Source organism: Streptomyces sp. NPDC056734 (assembly GCF_042790455.1).
In the GTDB taxonomy this organism is placed as follows: domain Bacteria; phylum Actinomycetota; class Actinomycetes; order Streptomycetales; family Streptomycetaceae; genus Streptomyces.
In genome coordinates this window covers 320,055-336,991 of sequence record NZ_JBHTZD010000006.1, presented here as the reverse complement: position 1 = coordinate 336,991, position 16,937 = coordinate 320,055, and the positions used below count along the sequence as shown (strand labels likewise).

The 16,937-nt window shown below is 69.3% G+C and carries 19 protein-coding genes; 5 read left to right on the top strand and 14 right to left on the bottom strand.

Features of this window, described 5'->3' with window-relative positions; translation table 11 throughout:
- Positions 1-831: 831 nt before the first annotated feature.
- A complete protein-coding gene (locus tag ACFRFC_RS11830; RefSeq protein WP_382680907.1) occupies positions 832-1,689 on the top strand; it encodes a hypothetical protein in 858 nt (285 codons plus the stop codon).
- Here the strand turns inward: ACFRFC_RS11830 and ACFRFC_RS11825 are convergent.
- From ACFRFC_RS11825 to ACFRFC_RS11785, 9 genes are all read right to left on the bottom strand, one after another.
- Positions 1,677-2,258, bottom strand: a complete 582-nt coding sequence (locus tag ACFRFC_RS11825) for an aldo/keto reductase (protein WP_382680906.1) — start codon at positions 2,256-2,258, stop codon at positions 1,677-1,679. The two genes, ACFRFC_RS11830 and ACFRFC_RS11825, sit on opposite strands and share 13 nt — an antisense overlap.
- A gap of 11 nt (positions 2,259-2,269) precedes the next feature.
- A complete protein-coding gene (locus ACFRFC_RS11820) occupies positions 2,270-2,635 on the bottom strand; it encodes a transposase (RefSeq protein WP_382680905.1) in 366 nt (121 codons plus the stop codon).
- On the bottom strand, positions 2,605-3,141 hold the full coding sequence (locus ACFRFC_RS11815) for an IS3 family transposase (protein ID WP_382680904.1): 537 nt from the start codon (positions 3,139-3,141) through the stop codon (positions 2,605-2,607). The genes ACFRFC_RS11820 and ACFRFC_RS11815 overlap by 31 nt, the downstream gene beginning before the upstream one ends.
- On the bottom strand, positions 3,138-3,446 hold the full coding sequence (locus tag ACFRFC_RS11810; RefSeq protein WP_382680903.1) for a transposase: 309 nt from the start codon (positions 3,444-3,446) through the stop codon (positions 3,138-3,140). The genes ACFRFC_RS11815 and ACFRFC_RS11810 overlap by 4 nt, the downstream gene beginning before the upstream one ends.
- 266 nt (positions 3,447-3,712) lie before the next feature.
- Positions 3,713-5,572, bottom strand: coding sequence for a TerD family protein (locus ACFRFC_RS11805; RefSeq protein ID WP_382680902.1), 1,860 nt, complete (start codon positions 5,570-5,572; stop codon positions 3,713-3,715).
- A 1,036-nt stretch (positions 5,573-6,608) separates the two neighbouring features.
- Entirely contained in the window at positions 6,609-7,634 is a 1,026-nt protein-coding gene (locus ACFRFC_RS11800; RefSeq protein WP_382680901.1) for an ABC transporter, read from the bottom strand.
- Positions 7,631-8,569, bottom strand: a complete 939-nt coding sequence (locus ACFRFC_RS11795; RefSeq protein ID WP_382680900.1) for an ABC transporter ATP-binding protein — start codon at positions 8,567-8,569, stop codon at positions 7,631-7,633. Before ACFRFC_RS11795 ends, ACFRFC_RS11800 begins: the two co-directional genes overlap by 4 nt.
- Positions 8,562-8,990 (bottom strand): GntR family transcriptional regulator, encoded by a 429-nt coding sequence (locus tag ACFRFC_RS11790; RefSeq protein ID WP_382681098.1) that lies wholly within the window; start codon positions 8,988-8,990, stop codon positions 8,562-8,564. The genes ACFRFC_RS11795 and ACFRFC_RS11790 overlap by 8 nt, the downstream gene beginning before the upstream one ends.
- Before the next feature lie 67 nt (positions 8,991-9,057).
- Positions 9,058-9,579 (bottom strand): ATP-binding protein, encoded by a 522-nt coding sequence (locus tag ACFRFC_RS11785; RefSeq protein WP_382680899.1) that lies wholly within the window; start codon positions 9,577-9,579, stop codon positions 9,058-9,060.
- Positions 9,580-9,758: 179 nt separating this feature from the next.
- Here ACFRFC_RS11785 and ACFRFC_RS11780 point away from each other — a divergent pair, with 179 nt between their 5' ends.
- From ACFRFC_RS11780 to ACFRFC_RS11770, 3 genes are all read left to right on the top strand, one after another.
- The gene (locus ACFRFC_RS11780; RefSeq protein ID WP_382680898.1) at positions 9,759-10,673 is read left to right on the top strand and encodes a Scr1 family TA system antitoxin-like transcriptional regulator; all 915 of its coding nucleotides are present in this window, start codon (positions 9,759-9,761) and stop codon (positions 10,671-10,673) included.
- The gene (locus ACFRFC_RS11775) at positions 10,630-10,767 is read left to right on the top strand and encodes a DUF397 domain-containing protein (protein WP_382680897.1); all 138 of its coding nucleotides are present in this window, start codon (positions 10,630-10,632) and stop codon (positions 10,765-10,767) included. Before ACFRFC_RS11780 ends, ACFRFC_RS11775 begins: the two co-directional genes overlap by 44 nt.
- Before the next feature lie 283 nt (positions 10,768-11,050).
- Entirely contained in the window at positions 11,051-11,944 is an 894-nt protein-coding gene (locus tag ACFRFC_RS11770; RefSeq protein WP_382680896.1) for a hypothetical protein, read from the top strand.
- 5 nt (positions 11,945-11,949) lie between these two features.
- Here ACFRFC_RS11770 and ACFRFC_RS11765 read toward each other — a convergent pair whose 3' ends face one another.
- A complete protein-coding gene (locus ACFRFC_RS11765; protein ID WP_382680895.1) occupies positions 11,950-12,330 on the bottom strand; it encodes a hypothetical protein in 381 nt (126 codons plus the stop codon).
- Positions 12,327-12,584 (bottom strand): hypothetical protein, encoded by a 258-nt coding sequence (locus tag ACFRFC_RS11760; RefSeq protein ID WP_382680894.1) that lies wholly within the window; start codon positions 12,582-12,584, stop codon positions 12,327-12,329. Before ACFRFC_RS11760 ends, ACFRFC_RS11765 begins: the two co-directional genes overlap by 4 nt.
- Positions 12,585-12,759: 175 nt before the next feature.
- On the opposite strand from ACFRFC_RS11760, the gene ACFRFC_RS11755 reads away from it, so the two are divergent.
- The gene (locus ACFRFC_RS11755) at positions 12,760-13,416 is read left to right on the top strand and encodes a DUF433 domain-containing protein (RefSeq protein WP_382680893.1); all 657 of its coding nucleotides are present in this window, start codon (positions 12,760-12,762) and stop codon (positions 13,414-13,416) included.
- 33 nt (positions 13,417-13,449) lie between these two features.
- Here the strand turns inward: ACFRFC_RS11755 and ACFRFC_RS11750 are convergent, their stop codons facing one another.
- From ACFRFC_RS11750 to ACFRFC_RS11740, 3 genes are read right to left on the bottom strand one after another with little or no spacing between them, the layout of a single operon-like run.
- On the bottom strand, positions 13,450-14,121 hold the full coding sequence (locus ACFRFC_RS11750) for a thioredoxin domain-containing protein (RefSeq protein WP_382680892.1): 672 nt from the start codon (positions 14,119-14,121) through the stop codon (positions 13,450-13,452).
- Entirely contained in the window at positions 14,118-16,229 is a 2,112-nt protein-coding gene (locus ACFRFC_RS11745) for a cytochrome c oxidase assembly protein (RefSeq protein WP_382680891.1), read from the bottom strand. Before ACFRFC_RS11745 ends, ACFRFC_RS11750 begins: the two co-directional genes overlap by 4 nt.
- Positions 16,222-16,905, bottom strand: coding sequence for a copper resistance protein CopC (locus ACFRFC_RS11740; RefSeq protein ID WP_383112610.1), 684 nt, complete (start codon positions 16,903-16,905; stop codon positions 16,222-16,224). Before ACFRFC_RS11740 ends, ACFRFC_RS11745 begins: the two co-directional genes overlap by 8 nt.
- Positions 16,906-16,937 lie beyond the last annotated feature (32 nt).

Here is a 16,937-nt window from a genome sequence, read left to right as displayed (position 1 = left end):
TGCATTCCCCCCGGGAACAAACCGAGAGAAGATCCCGATCAGCTTTCTGCCAAAGGGGATCAGTGGACATGACCGACCAGCACCACCGGACCTGCGGGCGACCGACCCGTTCGGGGAGTCCCTGCAAGATCCGGATATCGAGGTCAACGGCTGTCAGGTCGTAGACGTTGGCGGTACGCCTACCGCTGGCGTGGGAGCAAGCCGCTCGAAGTCGGCGACGGGGTACTGCTGCCCGAGAACTACGTGAGCCATATGAAGAACGGTCCCGGCCCAACTTTGGGCGTAGTGAGCAAGCTTGACACCACCTACCGGGGGTCACTATCGGACATCGTCGGACGAGCTGCGGCCACTGGCGAGTAGGCCAAGGGCTGCCGGTCTGCCCTGGGACGGACGCGCGGCGCACGCTTCGGACAGAGTTCTTCATCCATCTGTTCCGCGCTCCGGCAGGGTGTGCAGGGTCCCGCGTTCTGGAGAGCCGTGACCAGATCCGGCAGCAACGTCCATTTCTGCCAGGCTGTCCGCCGCAGCGCAAAGAGAGTTCGACCGCGGCTGGGACCTCCTATGCGACTCGGAGTTTAGGGGACTGAAGTCATCCCGGTTCTCCAGCAGGCAGCTGAAGAGACACTCGCCGCCCGAGCTCTCACTCAAGAACGGCAGGCCATCCGACACGAGTTCCGCGCTGCCCTTGGCATTGACGACCGCAACGTGGCGGCTCTCGGTGCCGAGGTCCTCCACCATCGTCCGGTAGGTATGGCGTAGGCATCAGGCAACCGCTCGTCTCTCTTGACTCAGATGCGCCGGAGCACCGCGGCCCGCTGCTACGGTCCCCGCATGACGCATTCGGTCTCCGCTGTTCGCGCTGTCGACCTCCGCGTCGAGCCGGTCGACAAGGTTCTTGGCTGCGTCGAGCGGTCCCTTCAGACCCGAGTGGACCCGGGCACGACGGTGCGCAAGCGCCGGTCCGTGGGGGCCCGGACGGATCGGGACACCTGGGTACGAGTGGAGCGGCGCCCGCTCGGCAAGATCACCGACCAGGGGTGGAACGGCACGGAGAGCGCCGCCCGTCTGGAAGGTGTCGCCCAGCCCACGTGGCGGGGGTGTGTGGTCTGGCGGGACGCGGACGACTCGGTGATGTGGCGGGCCGACGAGACGGATCTCCTTCCGGGTGCGCCGATCGGGACCGCCGTCCTGAGTGAAGAGCCAGCACTCCCCGTGGAGTGGTGGCGAGCCTTCGGGGATTCTCTGGACGCATTGACGCGGCACACGACTCGTCGCGTGGCCACCCCGGACACCGTGACGATGACGCAGGATCTGGTCACCGAGTCGATCCGTAGCGCATTCCCCGAGGTGATCGACACGGCCATCGAGCGATGGGTTCCGGCCCACGCCGACCTGAACTGGGCCAATATGAGCGCGTCGGCCTTCTCCCTTTTCGACTGGGAGGACTGGGGGAATGCCCCCGGAGGGCTCGACGCGGCGACGCTCTGGGCCGCCTCGCTCGCCGTCCCTGCTCTGGCCGACCGTGTACGGCGCGAGCGACGGCACGACTTCGAGAGCCGGGACGGCAAGCTGATGACGCTCTTCGTGTGCTCGAAGATCCTCGGGCCGGACGCCCACCCGGAAGACCCCAGGATCGAACCCGCCCGGTACAGGGCACGACAGATCATCGCGGAGCTTCAGACGGACTGACCCATCGACCGCTCTCGAAGAAGGGTGCGGTACTCGTGGATCGTCCGCTCATCAGGCTCGGCGTCCAGGGCGTCGAGCAGTTCACCCAGATGAGCCGGATCGTCCGTGCCCACGGCCAGGGTCCCGGCACCGGGGAGGCAGTACGAGGCCCGAAAGGCCGCCTGGACACGGGAGAATCCGTCACCACTCCGGAGGAAGATCCGGGGGTCGATCCGATCCCATACCGGGTCCCCCGTGCTTCCGCCGAAGGGGCTCATGCCCCACAACCGACTGCGGTCGAGGTCCCAGGCCGCCGTGAGGGCTTCGGCGGCGTCGAGCGTTCTGGTACCGACCAGCAGACCGGCTCGTGCCATGAGGACCGACGGTTTCGGCGTGGTCGGATCGACCACGCCGACCAGCGGGGACGGGTCCCATGAGGCGACGCCCCAGGCGCCGCACAGCCCTTTCGATGTGGCGTAGTCCAGCGCGGCGCACGCCTGGGCCAGTGCGTCCCGGCCGTGCTCGACGGCACCACCGAGGGAGTGTTCCGGGTTGTGCGCGTGAGCTTGTTCCGCTTTGACGGACACCATCGGTGTGGTGGTCAGGCTGCGAGTGCGGTCTCGTAGTCGGCGGGACTGCGGTAGCCGAGGCTGCTGTGCAACCGGTGCAAGTTGTACCAGCTCTCGATGAAGTCGAAAATTGCGGTGCGTGCGGCGGCCCGAGTGGGCCAGGTGGTCGGGTCGAGCAGTTCGCATTTGATGGTGGCGAAGAACGATTCGGCCAGTGCGTTGTCCCAGCACTGCCCGGTGCGGCCGACCGACAGCCGGACTCCGAACTCCTCCGCGACGGACGCGAATTGCTGGCTGGTGTATTGACTTCCACGGTCCGAGTGAAAGATCACCGGACGCATCGGACGACGCTGCCGGCAGGCCACGGTCAGGGCGTCGGCGACCAGATCGGTGCGCATGTGGTCGGCGGTCGCCCAGCCGACCACACGGCGTGAGGCGATGTCGATGACGGTGTGGCCAGGTAGAGCCAGCCCTCGTCGGTCGGGATGTAGGTGATGTCGCCGCACCAGCGAGTGTCCAGTGCGGTGTCGGGCTGGAAGTCCCGGCCGATGAAATCGGGACGGGTAGCGGCCCGGGGATCGGGAACGGTGGTCAGGTGCCGTCGTCGGCGATACACCCCTGCCAGCCCGGACGCACGCATCAGACGGGCGACCCGTCGGCGGCCGCACGCGGCGCCGTCGTGCTGGAGAGCGGCGTGGACGCGTGGGGCACCGTAGGTTCCCCGCGACCTGGCGTGGACGGTAGTGATCTGCTCGGTCAGCTCTGCGTCGCGCACAGCACGGGGACCGGGAGTTGCGGTGCGTCGGGCGTAATAGGCGGCTCGGGAGACCTTCAGCAGCTCACACGCCCGTTTGACGCTGTGACCTGTGCGTTTCTCCGCCTCGATGAACGGGTGCACCGTCACCGGGTCTCCTTCGCGAAGAAAGCTGTGACCCGCTTGAGGATGTCGACGTCCTCGCGCAGTCGGCGGTTCTCCCGCCGCAGCGCGGCCAGTTCCTCGCGTTCGCTGCTGGTCAGGCCGTCGCGCTCGCCGGCGTCGACCTCGGCCTGCTTGACCCAGTCGCGCACCGCGGTCTCGGTCAGGTCGAAGTCTTTGGCGATCTGACCCATCGATCGGTCACCGCGTCGGCACAGCTCGACGATCTCGGCCTTGAACTCCGGCGTGAACGAGCGGCGAGGGCGAGGCTTCTTCTTCCCCATGCTCTCCATGATGGACATCCTCGCGGGGCAGAACCCCTGATCTCGAATGTCCGTCAAGGCGAATCAAGCCCAGTGAAGTCGGCCACCTACCTGAGGAGATCTCCGGGGTCGTGATCGCGGCGCGTGCCTGGAGCATGATGCGTACGAGGTCGGCAGCTTGCCAATGGGAGACCTAACCCAATCAGGACCGGCGCGGGACGGATCAAGACGCGACGTGTGCGACACCGGATCCGCGTGGAGAACAGGCGCCGATATGTGTTCAAGTGTCTTCTGGATCACTCGGTGACATCGACGCCGTAGCCGCGGGCCAGGTCGGCCAGGGCATGGTCATAGCCCTGGCCGACGGCTCGAAACCGCCAGCCGTCGCCTCGGCGGTAGATCTCGGCGAGGATCATGGCGCGTTCGGTGGTGGCGGCGTCGAGGGTGGCTTGGACGGTTGGTGCCACGCCGATTCCGCAGGCGGCGGTGATCTCGATGGCGCCGACGTCGGAGAACGTCGCGTTGCCGTCGATCGCGGCAGCGATGACGACTCTGCTGACCTCCAGGGGCAGCCGCTCAAGGTCGGCGGTGACAGCCTGCTCCGTCGGGCCGTCCGTGGCGAACCGTACGGTGCCGTCAGGGTGCTCTGGCGCGTTGTAGAAGACGAAGTCCTCGTCTCCCGCCACCTGCTCGTGCGCGTCGAGGGCGAAGGCGACGACATCCACGTCGCAGGCTGTCTGCTGAGCCCACGTGGCGGACACCGTCCAGGTCCCGTCGAGGTCGGGCAGATCGATGACGGCGCCTCGGACCAGTACCTCTGTTGTTTCTGGTTGGTCCCCTGCCGCGCTCTGCCCCGACAGGGGGATACCTGCTGGCGAGGATGCGTCGAGCCAGCCGGCGTCGTGCACGCGCAGGCCGAGAGAGACGATGCGGTTCATGCGCCGGTCTGCTTCGCCGCCGGGCAGCACCACGACGTCGGTCACTCTGGCGGAGAGATTGACCGCTGCGGAGGCACCGAGGTCGACAACGCGGGAACGTCCTGCGGCGGCCTCCTCGTGGGTGCCGCCCAGAATCAAGACCCGACGCCCCGCCAGTGGCTGGTCCGGGTCGGCGGTGGGTGTGGTCGGCGCGGTAGTGCGCTGCGCCGGGATGCTTGGTGTCCTGGCGGGCTGCGCGGTCGTTGCGCTCCCGGGCGGCTCGGCCTCACGGTGTCGCACGGCAGTGCTGGGGCGGGCGGTGCCTTTGGCCTGGCCGGGCTGCACGTTCAGCAGTAGACGCAGGTAGGTTGGCTCGTCCACGAGGGGGATGCCCTCGGCTGCTGCACGACGCAGTTTGGCCGACGCCATGCCGGCATCGTTGGTGACGACGACGCTGGTCTGCCGACTGACCGCGGTCATCATGTTCAGCCCGGCCGTTACCGAGCGGGCGACCAGTTCCTCGCGGGAGACCTGCGTATCCCCGGTGATGGCGACCTTCATTCCCTGCACGAGTGGTCCGTCCGCGCCCAGACGGCCCGGATTACGGTAGACACAGGGGGTCTTGGGGACGTAGGGCTTGAATTCCTGGCGGGGCGGGCAGGTCAGGAGCGGCAACGGCAGGCCCAGCCGCTCGGCGGCGCCCAGCGAGCCGCGAAGGACGCCGGACAGTACCCGTACGTCGTCCCGGGCGTCGTGGGCCCTCTCTTGGCGTACGCCGTAGTGCGCGGCGAGGGTGCCCAGCTTGAAGTCTGGCGTCGCAGGGCCGACGAGGCGGTTGAGTGCCATTGTGCACAGTCGTCTGCTGACCGGAACCCAGGAGCGGACGCGAGCGAATTCATGGGCGAGGAAGTCGTAGTCGAATTGCGCGTTGTGGGCGACAAGGACGCGGCTGCTGAGCAGTGCCCCCACTTGCGGCGCTATCTCCTCGAAGGTGGGCGCGCCCGCAAGACGTGCTGAGGTAAGGCCATGAATGTGCACCGGACCCGGGTCGCAACCCGGATCGAGGAGTGTGGAGAATTCTCCGGTCTGCCGACCGTTTCCGTCCAACGTAATGACGGCGAGTGACAGGACACGGTCCTGACCGGGCCTCAGCCCGGAGGTCTCCACATCCACCAGCGCCCAGTCGTGGAAATAGTCGGGCCCGGTGGGCCACTTCGGACTCGACGACAGCACGGCCATGCTGGGCTCCCCTCCCGGGGTGGCAGGCAGCACGAAGCCAGCCCGCGTTATCGGTTGACCGAGTGGGATTCTTGCACGCGCCGGACGCTGTTCGTGGTGGAACCATCACGCAGGGCCAGCCTCGAACGGCCTACCGCGATCAGTGGCCCCTCGTCGCCAGGCGGGTGAGTGCCGCGTGGAGCCCATTGACCGCAACTCGCCACTGTGGAACAGCAAGACCGAGCCGCTGAGGCGACCCGGCAGGCAGAAAAGCAATGTTGCACGGCACACAGACCAGGAACTCACGCCAGATCGCCAGACGCCGCTCGTAAGGGGCCTTACTGGCACGATAGCGCCGCGTCTCAGAGGGCGACGCCCCCTGGAACCAGCACTGCTACCCCAGCCACGGGCATGCCGTTGCTGTAGGCCCAGCCGTAGATCACAGTGGCGATCCCGAACAGGGCCCACCCAACCGGCCCTGGACTGGTCCGCGAATAGCTGCGGTGACGTGGTGGGGAGACGAAGCGGCCCAGCACTGTGTGCAGTTGCCCGGAAGACCGCATGCTCGTGCTGAGGCCTGGTTCACTCGCTTTGTCACACGTCGCAGATCCGGTCGAGCGTATGGCGATTGCTTCGGTGGTCTGCATCAACGACGTTCACAGCAGCCTGATCACAACCCTGGATGGCCGAAAGTGAGCTTCTGGCCGGTCTGTTGGGCTCAGTGATCGACTCCGCCGGACACTCACCGCCAGACTCGCCGCCTTCCGGGCAGGAAGCGGCCGTAATCAGCCGATTGCGGCCGCCCGCAGCATCGTGGCCGTCTCTGACGGTGACGATAGGTGGCGCATGGGCACCTTCGGCCGGACAGGAGGAGGACGTATGGGGAAGCAGGTCAGGTGTGGGTCGACCGATACCAAGACAGGCAAGCGGTGCCGGAATCCGGCGATGATCGGTTACTCCCGCTGCCAGTTGCACCGGGGCCCGTGGACCCCGCCCCAGACGAAGAAGACCAAGAAGCGCTGACCCGCGTACCGACTGAAGACGTGGACCGTGCCCGTCAGACCAGCCGCCTGCGCCCCCACGTGAAGAGGAACACCGTGATGGCCGCCGTCAGGGCGAAGAGGATCGACGCGCCGAGCCACTGCATGGTGGGCATCTGGGTGATCGGTACGTAGTCCACGGACCAGCCGATGACGTCGGCCTGGTTCAGGCAGGTCTCGCGGGTCTGTTCCGAGGGTTCGTTGGCGCAGGTGCTCCAGCCGAGGAGGTCGCCGGCGCCGGTGAGGTACGACTCGTCGGTGACGTGTGCGGAATCGGGGAGTGTGGGGAACGAGTCCTCCGCGATGACGCCCTTGTCGGTCGTGAGGGTGACCGGGTCGCCGAGGCTGATCCGGAGGGAGTCCCAGACGTACAGGACGGCGACCGCGAAGGTCATGGTGAACGCCATCGCCGCGAGCGTGCGGCGGAGCACCAAGCCGATCGCCGCACCGCCGACGACGGTGAGCAGGGTGAGCGCGACCAGCATGGGTCCCGTCGTGTCGAACGCGAAGCCGGTGCTCCAGGACAGGACGCTGACCTGGTCCTTGACCGGGTTCCACCACCAGCCGTACGTGACCGACAGCGGCACCGTGACCACCATGACGACCAGCGCGGTCACGCCGAGTTTGGTGGCCAGCCAGCGGCGCCTGCTCGCGGACTGGGTGGCGACGAGCCCGGCGGTGCCGTGTTCCAGGTCCTGTGCGAGCAGCGGGGCGCCGACGAAGACGCCCAGGAGGAGGGGGATCGCGCTCAGCAGGAAACCGACCGAGTCGAGCGCCTCGGTGTACTTCACGAACGCCGCGCCCATGCTCTCCGCGCCCTCACGGGGCAAGCCGTTGTCGGCGAGGAAGTCCGTCATCCGGGCGCGCTGGTAGATCATCCACCCCAGCAGCAACGCGGTGGCGCCCAGCATCGTCCAGTAGGCCGACCGGTGCTGGCGCCAGACCAGCCAGGTCATGCCGCTCAGGCGGGGGCGGCCGGAGGATGAGGAGGGGGATCCGGGGTTGGGGTCGGTCTTGTTCGGGGTGCCGGTCACGGTGGTCATGCCGCCGCCTCCCTCGTGCTGGTCCGGACCTCGGCAGTGGGGGTGATCAGCGGTGGCGCCCCGGTCGAGCGCAGGTAGGCCAGCAGGAGTTCCTCCATCGTCGGAGTGTCCGTGTCCCACGGGCCGGTGACCGGCCCATCCGGTCGTACCAGGGCGATGAACTGCCGTCCACTGCCCCGGGATTCGACCACCGTGTGCCGCGTCAGCGGCTCCGGCAGCGCCTCGCCCTCGCGCGCACCCGTCACCCGGGTGTGCGCGTACAGCAGCTCGTCCACGTCACCGGCGAGGCGTACCCCGCCCTCCGCGACGACCACTAGGTAGTCGCAGACGTTCTCCAGTTCCGCCAGCACATGCGTGGACATCAGCACCGTGGTGCCGCGCTCGGCGGCCTCCGCCATCAACGTGCCCATGAGTTCATGGCGGACCACCGGGTCCAGGTCGCTCATCGGCTCGTCCAGCAGCAGCAGATCCGGGCGCTTGCCGAAAGCCAGCGCGAAGGCCACGCGGGTGCGCTGTCCGCCGGACAGCGTGGCGACCTTGGCGTCCAGCGGCACCTTTCCCGCCCGCACGATGTCCTCCGCGGCCCGCTGATCCCATGTCCCGGGGTTCAGCTCCCGGCCCACCCGCAGCGTCTCGGCCACACTGAAGCGGCGGAACAGCGGCTTCTCCTGCGCCAGGTACGCCGTACGCCGTCCCGCCTCCGCCGTGTCCGGGGCCCCGCCGAACACGCTCAGCGTGCCCCGCGTCGGCTCCAGCACGTTCGCCGCGATGCGCAGCAGCGTGGTCTTGCCCGCGCCGTTCGGGCCGACCAGCCCGCAGATCCGCCCGGTCGGCAGCCGGAACGAGCAGTCCCGCAGGGCCCAGCCCCGCCGGTACCGCCTGCCCAGCCCTACCGCCTCGATCGCCGTTCCCCCGGCGTACGTACCGTCACTCACCCGAATTCCCCGTTCCGTTCGTCGTTCCGCCGTACTGCTTCTCCAGCGCCGACGCGACCAGCGCGGCCACGTCCTCCCGCTCCAGCCCCGCCTCCCGCGCCCGCGCCATCCACGTCACCAACTCCCCGTGCAGCGGCGAGTCCGCGCCGCTCTCCGGGCGGGCCAGTGTCCGGGTGACGAACGTGCCCTGGCCCGGACGTGGCTCGACCAGACCCTCCCGTTCCAGCTCCCGGTACGCCTTGAGCGTGGTGTTCGGGTTGACCGCACTGACCTCGGAGACCTCCTTGGCGGTCGGCAGCCGGTCCCCCGGCACCAGAACGCCCAGCCGCAGAGCCTGCTTGGCCTGCTGGACGATCTGCTGGAAGGCGGGGACCCCGCTCCGTCTGTCGATACGGAACTCCAAGATCACCACCCCCTTCATCATCATTCCACTAATCAAGTAGTGGAATGATGATGAAGGGGGTCGGGGGATCTTGTCAACGCTCTCGTCAACGGGTGCTGACGTCTGGGGCCAGGCCCGCCCACGGGGGCCTCGGCGGCTCGATGCCCAGCTCCGCCCACACCGTCTTCCCCACCGGGTCGCGCGGCTCCCACCCCCAGCGCACCGCCAGTACGTCCACCATCAGCAGACCCCGGCCCGACTCGCCCTCCGGATACGACGTCGGCGCGCCCGTCGGCAACCGCCTCTCGGCGGCGGCGTCCGCGACCTCCACCCGCACCACGCCCGCCGCCGCGTCAAGGGTGAGCCGGAGGCCGCACTCCCGTCCCGGGACGCGGCCATGCTGTACGGCGTTCGCCGCGAGTTCGCCTACCACCAGCGCGACCGCGCACGTCACGTCCGACGCCACCGGGTAGCCCCGCTCCTCCAGCCACCTCACCGCCAGCCGCCGGGCGAGCTGCGCGCCTCGCGGCGCAGCGGCGAACTGTGTCTTGAACGTCAGGAGTGAGGGGGGTGCGGGGAGTTCTCGCTCCTCCCCTTCCGGGGTGGTCGTTTCCGCTTCTGTCAGCACGGGGGGGGGTCCGTCCCTTTCCGTCGAGCCGGTGCATGTCGTGACGTACATGAGTCGTCACGTTCCGTGCTTAAGAGTCGTCCGATCCCTCTACGCTCTACAGGGGAAACTCCATTACCTTCTCGTCCGTAAGGAACGGAAGTGACGTTATGGCCAAAGCAATTGACCCCAGTGAGTCGATGGCCGCGCTGTTCGGTGCGCGAGTGCGCAGGCTTCGCGAGGCAGCGGGATTGACTCAGGCCGAACTCGGCGACCTCGTCCATGTGGTGGCCACGCGGATCACCCAGATCGAGCGCGCGTCCGGATCCAAGCCCACCCTGGAACTGGCGCGGGCGCTGGACGCGGCCCTCGGTGCGGACAACTTGCTGATCGACTTGTGGACGTACGTGTATCGGGAGATGTTTCCCGACTGGTCACGGAAGTTCATCCAGGAGTCTGAGCGTGCGGTGGCCATCCAGCAGTACGCAGCTCACGTCGTGCCGGGGCTGTTGCAGACGGAGGAGTACGCGCGGGCTGTTCTGAGTCTGGATGCCCTACTGGACGGCGAGGAGCAGTTGGAGGAGCGCCTCACCGCTCGTATGGGACGACAGGAGCGACTGAGTTCACCCGACCGTCCAGAGCTATGGGTCATCCTGGATGAGGCCGTGCTACGGCGTCCGATCGGCGGAAATGCCGTGATGCGCAAGCAGTTGGCTCGCCTGCTCGACGCAGCGATGGAGCAGCACATCACCGTGCAGGTGCTGCCGTTCGACCAAGGCGGGCACGAGGCTATGGGCGGCTCGCTGACGATTCTGACCCTGCCGGACGGCTCGGAGATGGCCTACACCGAGGGTGCGGACTACGGACAGCTGATCGAGGAACCGGCCGATGTCGCTCGCTACAAGGTGATTTACGATCGGCTGCGGGCGGCAGCCCTGCCCCCGCTCATGTCACTCGACGTGATCCGGTCCACGATGGAGGGCAACTACCGTGGCGCGAATCTCCCGTCCCGATCTGAACGTCGCCGCTTGGCGCAAGAGCAGCTACAGCAATCAGGCGGGCGGCGACTGCGTGGAGGTGGCCGAGAACTACCCGACCGCCGTCCCCGTCCGTGACAGCAAGGCCCCGCACGGCCCCGCGCTGTGCTTCGAGACAACCTCCTGGGTGGCCTTCATAAGTCAGTTGAAAGCCAGTCACCACCGGCCCTGAGCCAGCCACCCCCCGGCCCTCACCCACCTGCCGGACCCACCGTCCCCTTGTCCACGAGGGTCCGGTGAGCCGCTGACCTCCCTAAAGAACCGGGGGAAAGAACTTCCCGCCCGCCCACCCTCCCGCGCCCAGAGGCGACCGTCACCCGTCCGAGTGACCAGCTTGCCGGGGCGGAAGACGGGCGGTTACGTTCGCCGCAACAACCCCAAACAAAGAGACGGCCCCCGGCCGGGACTGGCATCCCGAACGAGGGCCTCACCGCTCAGGAAGTGAACCCTTCCCAATGGTTGAAACGCAGTCTAACGCTCCCCTGCGCGCCAGCGCCGGAGCTTCGACCTCCGGCGTGATCCACGTCCGCACCCGCCTCACCGCCGACTTCACCGTCATCTCCAACGCCCTCGCCCAGCGGCGCGGCAGCGCGGTCACGGTCGGCGTCGCGGCGTACATCCTCTCCCTGCCCGACGGCTCCCCGGTGACCATCACGGCCCTGTGCGAGCACTTCAGCGAGGGCGAGATCCTGATCTCGCGGGCGCTGCGGGAGCTTGAAGACGCCGGTTACCTCGAACGCCGTCGTGAGCGCCTGTCCACGGGGCGGATCCGCACCCGTACGTACTTCTACGACGTACCCGGCGGCGGCCCGGATCAGGACGGGCCCCACCCAGAACCCCCCGAGCCCCCAACACCGCCGAAGCCACCCCGGCCGCAGAAGCGGAGCGCCCCCGCCCCGCAGACTCCCGCCTCCGACGCGCCTCCCCGTGAGGCGACCGAGGAACCGGCGATCCCGCTCGCCGACGCCGACCCGGAAGCCGTCGCCGTACTGGCCAGCCTGCGTCGCGTCGATCCCCGTCTGATCCTGTCCGAGCGGGAAGCCGTACGGCTCGCGCCCGCCATCACCTCATGGCTCGCGGCCGGGGTCGCGCCGCACCAGGTCACCGAGATGCTGACCGCGCGTCTTCCCGACCACTTCCTGAGCCGCCCGGCCGCCATCCTCGCCTACCGTCTCCGCGAGACCCCCCTCCCCGCCCCGCCGCCGGGGCCACCCACCGAACGCCCTGCGGCTGTGCTGCCCCTGCGGAACTGCGACGGCTGTGAGCGCGCCTTCCGGGCTGCTGAGCCAGGACGCTGCCGTAGCTGCCGGGAGCGCGCTGCCGGGGAACGTCTGCGGGCGGCCGGCTGAGCCGGTCAGGGGCTGAGGTCCAGGGTGCGTACCGGCAGTTCCTTCCAGAGTTGCGGCTCGGTGGTCGCGATCAACGCGCCGTTCGGCCGGTACGGGCTGGGCTGGGCGGCGTAGAGGGTGTGCGCGGCGGACCACGTGGTCTCACGGGCCACGGCCAGCGCGGCCGGTAGATCCAGTTCGAGCAGCACCAGGCCGGGCAGGGCCGCGATGTGCTCCGCTGTGCCCTGTCGGCTGCGGTCGGCCTCGATCAGGGCACACACGGTGGCGTACAGGAACCAGCCCGGTTCATCGTGGGCACGGTGGATCAGCCGGGACGCCAGGACGTTGCCCCGCCCGGCGGCGACCATCGCGCTCTCGTCGAGAATCACATGCACGTCACGCGTCATGGGGTGCCCGCCTCCGCCAGGCGGCGGTCCAGCTCGACGTCCAGCTCGGCCTGCTGCCGCTCGGTGACGTCGTAGCCGTTCCACTCCCGCAACACCGCCCGCGCCTTCTCCGCCCGCTCGGCCCGCTCGGCCGGGGTGAGCAGGGTCTCGGCCATCCGAGCCAGGTACGCACGCAGGGACATCCCCTCCCCAGCCGCTATCTGCGCGAGCCGGTCGCGGGCCTCGGTGGGGATACGGATGTTGGCGTCGGACATGGCGCGGGCTCCCTTTCACTCACCCCACGAGGGGTGCGGGTACGTACCCGTACCCTACCCACGTCCACGCCGCCATGGCTCCAGCCACCGGTCACCTCCCTTGGCACGCTTGATGTGCGACGATGCGAAACCGGGTGCCGGGCGCGACGGCAGGAGGAGGCGGGAGGCGCGGGACATGGGCGACAGATTCAGGGACGGACTCCTGACCCCCACGGAAACGGCCTCCTACCTGGAGATTCCACAGTCGACGCTGGCCACCTGGCTGAAGGGCAGAGCCGCTGGGGCGCCTCTGGTTCATCAGGTCGAGCCGGTCCGCAAGGGGCAGCCCTCCGTGCCGTTCATCGCGGTGGCCGAGGCGCACGTCCTCCATTCCCTGCGCTCCCTGGGGCTGCGGATGAGCGAGATCCGGGAAGCCGCCGCCGCCGTACGGGATGCCTTCGCCACCCCCTACGGGCTCGTGTCCCAGCGGATCGCGACGGACGGCGTGGACATCTTCATCGAGCACGGCCTCGGGGACCTCCGCAGGGCCCGGGACGGTCAGGCGCCGATCCACGAGGTGGTCTCCGACTGTCTCCGCTACCTGAACTGGGAACCCGACGACGACTTTCCCTCCAGCCTGCGGCTCAGGCCGTACCCGGAGTCCGTGCCCGTCGTGATCGATCCGAGGTTCGGGCAGGGGAGGCCGGTCGTGGCCGCCCATCGTGTCGCCGTCAAGGCCATCACGGACCTGTGGGAGGCCGGGGAGAGCGTCGAGGACATCGCGTACGACTTCGACATGACGCCCGACCAGGTCGACGCGCTGTGCCGGGCAGTGGTGCGCCTTGCCGCCTGATTTCTCCCTCGGCCGCAATCCCGGTCGTCGGTCTCAGTCCTCCAACCCCGCCTCGATCAACCCCTTGAACTCGTCATACGACCCCGGGCTCGCCACCATCTCCCCGTCGAAGAAGAACGTCGGCGTTCCCGTCACGCCCAGTCCCACCCCGTCCCGCTGGTCGGCGATGACGCGGCCCGCTGTTTCCGGGTCGGCCAGGTCCGTGTCGAACTGGGGCATGTTCAGGCCGAGTTCGCGGGCGTAGTCGCGGAAGACGTCCTCCTTCCAGTCCTGGGACTCCCCCCACTCCTTCTGTGTGGTGAAGAGCTGGTCGTACATCTCCTCGAACTTGCCCTGCATCGCCGCCGCCTCTACCGTCCGGGCGGCGAGTTCCGCGTTGCGGTGGCCCGGCATGGGGAAGTAGCGGGCCACGAAGGTCACGCGGTCGCCGTACTCCTCGCGGAGCCGCTCGACCACCGGGTAGTACGCGGCGCACGCCTCGCACTCGAAGTCCAGGAACTCCACGACGGTCAGCTCACTGCGCTCCGGCGAGGTCAGGCGGTGGCTGGAGGCGCGGACGGGCTGGGCGTCCGCCGCCGGTTCGACGTCCAGGCTCGCGCTGCCGGAGCGGCCCTCCGGGGACAGGAGGAGATACGAGCCGTAGGCCGTGGCGAAGCCCACTACCAGGACGGCGGCGGCGATCAGGTTCTTCTTCAGCTTGGTCATGGCTTCTCGTTCCGTGCGGTGATGGCCCGGTCCCGGGCGTGCAGGCTCGCCAGGTATGCGTTGTACGTGGTCAAGGGGTCGTTGCCGTCGGCTTTGTCGATGCGGCGGTCTATGCGGCGGGCCTCGCGGCGATCCGCCCGGATCCACTGGGCGGCCAGGACGATCGTGGTGAGGAGGACCGGGATGTCCCCCGTCGCCCAGGCGATCGCGCCCGCGTCGTACTGGTCCGCCATCGGGTCGGTGACCCAGGGGCGGTCCAGCGAGGTCCACCAGCCCTCACCGATCAGCGCGCTGGAACTCATCAGCGAGATGCTGAACCACGAGTGGAACGGCATCGTGAGGATGAGGGCGAAGAGGCGGCCCAGATATGGGGGGCGGCGGGGGCCCGGGTCCACGCCGATGATCACCCAGAAGAACAGCAGCCCCACCGCCAGGAAGTGCACCAGCATGAGGACATGGCCCAGGTGGCTGCCCATCAGCGTCTCGAAGAGCGAGGTGTAGTAGACGGCGAAGGCGCTGCCGACGAACAGCACACTCGCCACCACCGGGTGCGAGATGACCCGTACCCAGCGGCTGTGGAGGAGGGCGAGGAGGAGTTCGCGCGGGCCCGGCGGCGCGTTCTTCGGGGACGGCGGGAGCGCGCGCAGGGCCAGGGTCGCCGGGGCGCCCAGCACCAGCAGCAGCGGCACCGTCATCGCCAGGATCATGTGCTGGCCCATGTGGACGCTGAACAGCACCTTCCCGTACGTCGCCAGGCCGCTCATGCTCGCCAGCACGGCCACCGCGAGGCCCGCCAGCCAGGCGATCGTCCGCCCCGGCGGCCAACTGTCCCCGCGTCTGCGCAACTTCCGTACGCCCGCCAGATAGAGCGCGCCCGCCGCCCCCGTACCGAAGGCGAAGAGCGGGTCGAAGTGCCATTCGGTCAGGAGGGGGGTCCAGGGGAAGTCGCCCAGGGGTGGGGGCATGCGGAAGCCGAGGAGTTGTTCCGTGGGGGTGAGGGTGGACGGCTCCTCGGTGAGGGGTGGTGGGGTGCGGGACAGGGCCACCGCCACGCCCGTCGTCGCCGCCATCAGGAGGAGTTCTGTGGCGGCCAGGCGGAGGAAGGGGACCCGGGCGCCCTTGGTCAGCGACGGGAGAGTTCGGGCGCGGTGGCGGTGGCCGATCGCCGCCAGCGCGGCCAGCGCCGCCGTCTTCGCCAGGATCATCAGGCCGTACGACGTCGTCACCAGGTCCGTGAGCGACGGGAGCCGGACGACCGCGTTCACCACTCCGCTCGCCGCCACCGTCAGCAGCGCCCCCGCCGCCAGCGGGCTGAAGCGGCGTACCGCGTCCGCCGTGCCCTGCTCTCCCCTCGCCGCCACCACCAGCACGAACAGCAGCCCGCCCACCCAGATCGCCGCGCCGACCAGGTGCAGCGCGAGGGCGGCCACCGCCGCGTCATGGTTGCCGGACGCCGAGGAGTGGCCGGTGAACGCCGGTGGGAGCAGGCCCGCCACCGCCAGGACCAGAGCCGGCCGGGCCCAGCGGGCCGTCCCCAGACCCACGCACAGGGTGGCCACCGTCGCCGCCACGGCCGCCGTCACCGCGTACGCCCGGCCCTGCGCGTCGGTGGTGACGAAGTCCGCCACCACCTCGGGCCGGGCTATCTCGGCGAGCGGGCGGGCGAAGAGGTCCGAGAGGGTGAGGAGGAGGGTCGCCACGGACGCGGCTGTCCATACCGTCGCCGACACCATCGCCCAGTTGAGATAGCGGAGCTGGGTGCCGTCCAGGCGGCGGCCACCCGGCAGCAAGACCGCCACCAGCAGCAGGGCCCCTGTCGTCGCCACCGCCGCCGCGTCCGTGAGCGCCCGCGCCACGGGCAACGCCCACGCGGTCAGCGGGCCCGCGTCCTCGATCCCCGGCACCGCCACGACTCCTGCGGTCCCGCCCCCGGCCCATAGGGCGATCAGGGCTACGGCGAGTGTGGTGAGCAGGGCCGTCCCGAGGATTCTGCGGAGGGGGAACGCCTGTCGTCCATCGCCGGTACGTCCCTCCCCGGTACGTCCCTCCCCGGTATGTCCCTCGCCGGTATGTCCCTCGCCGGTACGTCCATCGCCGGTGCTACGCATCTGCGGACTGCCTCCGCCGTCGTACCGCAACCGCATAAGCGACCGCCCCGCCGATCACCGCCAGCGAAGCCGCCACCGCCCCGGCCAGCAGGCCCCCGCCCGCGTCCGCGTCCGTGTCCGTGTCCGTGTCCGCGTCCGGAGACTCAGCGGTCCTCGCCAGAGCCGAAGGCGTCGGCGTCGGCGTCGGCGTCGGCGTCGGCGTCGGCGTCGGCGTCGGCGTCGGCTCCGGGACATCCGCCTCCCCGGTCTCCGTCACCTCAAAGACGTACGACCCCGCCACCGGATGGCCGTCCGCCGACACCACCCGGTACCCCACCGTGTACCGGCCCGCAGGCGCTCCGCCCCCGCCCGCGAGATCCAGCCGCACGGTCTTCCCCGTCACCCTCGGCTCGCCGTCCCCCACCGGCGTCCCGTCCGCGCCGGTCACGGCCAACTGGGCGTAGCGCTCGGTCATGGTGTCGCTGAAGGTCAGGGTGATGTCCGGGGGCAGGGCGGTGAGGGTGGCGTCGGCGGGCGGGGTGCGGGTGACCAGTTCGGTGTGGGCCGTGGCCGGTGGGGCGGCGGTGGCGAGGGCCGCGAGCGTGGCGGCGGGTACGGCCAGGACGCGTACGGCCAAGACGCGTACCGCCAGGACGCGTGCCGCCGTACGGACGGCACGCCTGTCTGTGATCGGCATGATCGGGCGCTTTCTACGGTCCCCGGCGGCGC

Excerpts from the sequence above, each read along its gene's own strand:
- ACFRFC_RS11740 (WP_383112610.1), bottom strand. The coding sequence starts at position 16,905 with ATGCCGATCACAGACAGGCGTGCCGTCCGTACGGCGGCACGCGTCCTG.
- ACFRFC_RS11790 (WP_382681098.1), bottom strand. The coding sequence starts at position 8,990 with ATGAAGGGGGTGGTGATCTTGGAGTTCCGTATCGACAGACGGAGCGGG.
- ACFRFC_RS11780 (WP_382680898.1), top strand. The coding sequence starts at position 9,759 with ATGGCCGCGCTGTTCGGTGCGCGAGTGCGCAGGCTTCGCGAGGCAGCG.
- ACFRFC_RS11820 (WP_382680905.1), bottom strand. The coding sequence starts at position 2,635 with ATGCGCACCGATCTGGTCGCCGACGCCCTGACCGTGGCCTGCCGGCAG.
- ACFRFC_RS11810 (WP_382680903.1), bottom strand. The coding sequence starts at position 3,446 with ATGGAGAGCATGGGGAAGAAGAAGCCTCGCCCTCGCCGCTCGTTCACG.
- ACFRFC_RS11760 (WP_382680894.1), bottom strand. The coding sequence starts at position 12,584 with ATGTCCGACGCCAACATCCGTATCCCCACCGAGGCCCGCGACCGGCTC.
- ACFRFC_RS11745 (WP_382680891.1), bottom strand. The coding sequence starts at position 16,229 with ATGCGTAGCACCGGCGATGGACGTACCGGCGAGGGACATACCGGCGAG.
- ACFRFC_RS11750 (WP_382680892.1), bottom strand. The coding sequence starts at position 14,121 with ATGACCAAGCTGAAGAAGAACCTGATCGCCGCCGCCGTCCTGGTAGTG.
- ACFRFC_RS11830 (WP_382680907.1), top strand. The coding sequence starts at position 832 with ATGACGCATTCGGTCTCCGCTGTTCGCGCTGTCGACCTCCGCGTCGAG.
- ACFRFC_RS11765 (WP_382680895.1), bottom strand. The coding sequence starts at position 12,330 with ATGACGCGTGACGTGCATGTGATTCTCGACGAGAGCGCGATGGTCGCC.
- ACFRFC_RS11800 (WP_382680901.1), bottom strand. The coding sequence starts at position 7,634 with ATGACCACCGTGACCGGCACCCCGAACAAGACCGACCCCAACCCCGGA.
- ACFRFC_RS11755 (WP_382680893.1), top strand. The coding sequence starts at position 12,760 with ATGGGCGACAGATTCAGGGACGGACTCCTGACCCCCACGGAAACGGCC.
- ACFRFC_RS11825 (WP_382680906.1), bottom strand. The coding sequence starts at position 2,258 with ATGGTGTCCGTCAAAGCGGAACAAGCTCACGCGCACAACCCGGAACAC.
- ACFRFC_RS11770 (WP_382680896.1), top strand. The coding sequence starts at position 11,051 with ATGGTTGAAACGCAGTCTAACGCTCCCCTGCGCGCCAGCGCCGGAGCT.
- ACFRFC_RS11805 (WP_382680902.1), bottom strand. The coding sequence starts at position 5,572 with ATGGCCGTGCTGTCGTCGAGTCCGAAGTGGCCCACCGGGCCCGACTAT.